This is a genomic window from Geofilum sp. OHC36d9 (genome assembly GCF_052400685.1).
In the GTDB taxonomy this organism is placed as follows: Bacteria; Bacteroidota; Bacteroidia; order Bacteroidales; family Marinilabiliaceae; genus CAZHHH01.
On sequence record NZ_JBQTGJ010000039.1, the window covers coordinates 1 to 4,910 of the forward strand.

The 4,910-nt window shown below is 40.2% G+C and carries 1 protein-coding gene; it reads right to left on the reverse strand.

The window, feature by feature from the left end; translation table 11 throughout:
* Positions 1–4,910, reverse strand: a 4,910-nt coding sequence (locus ACT3CD_RS17180; RefSeq protein WP_444646900.1) for a GLUG motif-containing protein, incomplete at both ends; no start/stop codon positions are given.

The following is a 4,910-nucleotide window of genomic DNA, read 5'->3' on the forward strand; positions in this document are numbered from 1 at the left end:
ATCCCCTCAGTAATTTCCCAATTATTTTCAAAATCCCATCCGGTAAAACGACTGCTTTGCTTCATTTGGGCCGTGGTAAGTGCCGTTACTGTTTGACTGTTACTATAATCGGAACCCAAACCAGAAGATTGACCACTTGTCTCGCTATTGTAATAACTATTGCTTACTGTTGATGAATAATCATTATATCCAACCAAACCACCTACATCAGAACTTCCTGAAACCGAGCCAATGGAATAACTATTATTTACTGATGATGAAAAAGAATTAGATCCGACCAGGCCTCCAACACGATCATCGCCCGAAACCGAGCAGGTGGAGTAACTATTATTTACCCGTGATGATAAATAATTAAGTCCTATCGATCCACCTACAAAAGAACTCCCCGAAACCAAACCCGTGGAGTAACTATTATTTACCTGTGATGATAAATAATTACGTCCTACCAAACCACCAACATAATTCTCTCCATGTATATCAACATTAGTAAGCCCTAAGCTATCGATGGTTGCACCACCAGTATAACCAAATAAACCGACATAATCACTTGATGAACGATTAATGGTTAGTCCATCTATCGTATAACCTTTCCCGTTGTAGTTTCCCGTAAACCTGGTTGTGCCGTTACCAATGGGCGAAAAACCAGCTTCATCGTTCCAGGTACCGGTTTCTGAAGCGTCAATATTGGCTGTTTGCTCAAAATAGTAGCTCTCATCCCATAATGAGGATGTTTCGGATAATATTCTTAACTCGTCGAGCGATGTAATTTTAAAAGGATCACTCACTGTTCCCTGGCCACTTAAACTAGTTACCGTAATGGTATAATTAGAAATAGCATACAAACCATCGCCATCGCTCACCATTATCACGACTTCGTAATCGCCCGATGCCGTTGGTGTCCAACTAACAATACTGTCCTGCAGCAATGACATGCCACCAGGGTACTGTAGTAACTCCAGGGTCACATCCGGGTTATCCATGGTTACCACTTGTATGGTATCGAGATATTCGACATTTACTTTGGCTATCTTTTTAAAAACAGGTAAAATAACAGGCGCATCTGCCACATTAATCAAGCGCGGAAAAGAAATCCCCTCAGTAATTTCCCAATTATTTTCAAAATCCCAGTCGGTAAAACGACTGCTTTGTTTCATTTGGGCTGTGGTAAGTGCCGTTACTGTTTGACTGTTACTATCATCGGAACCCAACCCGGAAGATTGACCACTTGTTTCGCTATTATAATAACTATTGCTTATTGTTGATGAATTATTGTTATATCCAACCAAACCACCGACATCAGAGCTCCCTGAAACCGAGCCTGTGGAATAACTATTATTGACTGATGAGTAATATTTATTAGATCCTACCAGGCCACCAGCATTATTATCTCCGAAAACCGAACCGGTGGAATAACTATTATTGACTGATGATGAAGAATAATTATATCCTACCAGACCACCAACATTATAATATCCGAAAACCGAACCGGTGGAATAACTATTATTGACCTGTGATGATGAAGAATTATATCCTACCAAACCACCAACATCAGAAGCTCCTTGTATATAAACATTCGTAAGTCCTAAGCTATCAATGCTTGCACCACTGGCATAACCAAATAGTCCAATATTATCGAATATTGAACGATTAATGCATAGGCTATCTATCGTATAACCTTTCCCGTTGTAGTTTCCCGTAAACCTGGTTGTGCTGTTACCTATGGGCGAAAAACCATCTCCATCGTTCCAGGTACCGGTTTCTGAAGCGTCAATATTGGCTGTTTGCTCAAAATAGTAGCTCTTATCCCATAATGCTGATGTTTCGGATAATATTCTTAACTCGTCGAGCGACGTAATTTTAAAAGGATCACTCACTGTTCCCTGGCCACTTAAACTAGTTACCGTAATGGTATAATTATAAATAGCTTGCAATCCATCGCCATCGCTTACCCTTATTTCGACTTCGTATTCGCCCGATGCCGTTGGTGTCCAATTAAGAATACTGTCCTGCATAACTAACATTCCATCAGGTGACTGTAGTAACTCCAGGGTCACGTCAGGATTATCCATGGTTACCACTTGTATGGTATCGAGATATTCGACATCTACTTTGTCTGTCTTTTTAAAAACAGGTAAAATAACAGGCGCATCTGCTACATCAATCAAGCGTGGAAAAGAAATCCCCTCAGTAATTTCCCAATTATTTTCAAAATTCCAACCGGTAAAACGACTGCTTTGCTTCATTTGGGCCGTGGTAAGTGCCGTTACTGTTTGACTGTTACTATAATCGGAACCCAAACCAGAAAATTGACCACTTGTTTCGCTATTATAATAACTATTGCTTACTGTTGATGAATAATCATTATATCCAACCAAACCACCAACATCAGAACTACCTGAAACCGAGCTTGTGGAATAACTATTATTGACTGATGATGAAAAATCATTAGATCCGACCAGGCCTCCTGCATAATTGTTTCCGGAAACCGAACCGGTGGAATAACTATTATTGACCTGTGATGAAAAATCATTAAGTCCAACCAAACCACCTACAATATAATTCCCCGAAACCGAACCGGTGGAATAACTATTATTGACCTGTGATGATGAAGAATTAAATCCTACCAAACCTCCGACATAATAATATCCTTGTATATACACATTAGTAAGCCCTAAGTTATCAATGCTTGCACCACTGGCATAACCAAATAGTCCAACATAATAAGTTGATGAACGATTAATGGTTAGTCCATATATCGTATAACCTTTCCCGTTGTAGTTTCCCGTAAACCTGGTTGTGTTGTTACCAATGGGAGAAAAGCCAGCTCCATCGTTCCAGGTACCGGTTTCTGAAGCATCAATATTGGCTGTTTGCTCAAAATAGAAGCTCTTATCCCATAATGCTGATGTTTCGGATAACATTCTTAACTCGTCGAGCGATGTAATTTTAAAAGGATCACTGACTGTTCCCTGGCCACTTAAACTAGTTACCGTAATGGTATAATTAGAAATAGCATACAAGCCATCGCCATCGCTCACCATTATTTCGACTTCGTAATCGCCCGATGCCGTTGGTGTCCAACTAACAATACTGTCCTGTATCAATGACATGCCATCAGGGTACTGTAGCAATTCAAAGGTAACGGCAGGGTTATCCATGGTTACCACTTGTATGGTATCGAGATATTCGACATCTACTTTGGCTATCTCTTTAAAAACAGGTAAAAGAACAGGCGCATCTGCCACATTAATCAAGCGTGGAAAAGAAATTCCCTCAGTAATTTCCCAATTATTTTCAAAATCCCAACCGGTAAAACGACTGCTTTGCTTCATTTGGGCCGTGGTGAGTGCCGTTACTGTTTGACTGTTACTCTCATCGTAACCCAAACCGGAAGATTGACCACTTGTCTCGCTATTGTAATAACTATTGATTACTGTTGATAAAGAATTATTATATCCAACCAAACCACCAACTTTAGAACGGCCAGAGACAGAACCTTTAGAATAACTATCTCTTACTGTTGACGAATCACTATTCTGACCGACCAAGCCTCCAACACGATCATCGCCCGAAACCGAGCCGGTGGAATAACTATTATTTACTGATGAATGAGAATCATTATATCCAACCAAACCACCAACATAATTATAGCCCGAAACCGAGCTGGCGGAGTAACAATTATTGACCTGTGATGATGAAGAATTATATCCTATCAAACCACCAGCATAAGAACTCCCCGAAACAGAACCCGTGGAGTAACTATTATTGACCTGTGATGTTGAAGAATTAGATCCTACCAAACCACCAACATAAAAATATCCTTGTATATAGACATTCGTAAGCCCTAAGCTATCAATGCTTGCACCACTGGCATAACCAAATAAACCGACATAATCACTTGATGAACGATTAATGGTGAGTCCATCTATCGTATAACCTTGCCCATTGTAATTTCCAGTAAATGGTGTTGTGCTGTTACCAATGGGCGAAAAACCAGCCCCATCGTTCCAATTGCGGGTATCTGAAGCGTCAATATCGGCTGTTTGCTCAAAATAGTAGCTCTTATCCCATAATGCTGATGTTTCGGATAACATTCTTAACTCGTCGAGCGACGTAATTTTAAAAGGATGACTGACTGTTCCCTGGCCACCTAAATCAATTACCGCAATGGTATAACTATAAACAGCTTGCAATCCATCGCCATCGCTCACCATTATCACGACTTCGTAATCGCCAGATGCCGTTGGTGTCCAACTAAGAATACTATCCTGCATCAATGACATGCCATCAGGTGACCGTAGTAACTCCAGGGTCACGTCAGAATTATCCATGGTTACCACTTGTATGGTATCGAGATATTCGATATCTACTTTGGCTACCTTTTTAAAAACAGGTAAAATAACAGGCGCATCTGCCACATCAATCAAGCGCGGAAAAGAAATCCCCTCAGTAATTTCCCAATTATTTTCAAAATTCCAACCGGTAAAACGACTGCTTTGTTTCATTTGGGCTGTGGTAAGTGCCGTTACTGTTTGACTGTTATCATCTGAACCCAAACCAGAAGATTGACCACTTGTCTCGCTATTGTAATAACTATCGCTTATTGTTGATGAATAATTAGATCCAACCAAACCACCAACATAAAAACTTCCTGAAACCGAGCCAATGGAATAACTATTATTTACTGATGATGAAGAAGAAGAATTAGATCCTACCAGGCCACCAACACGATCATCGCCCGAAACCGAGCAGGTGGAGTAACTATTATTTACCTGTGATGATGAATAATTAAGTCCTATCAATCCACCTACAGAAGAACTCCCCGAAACCAAACCCGTGGAGTAACTATTATTTACCTGTGATGATAAAAAATTACGTCCTACCAAACCACCAACATTATAATATCCTTG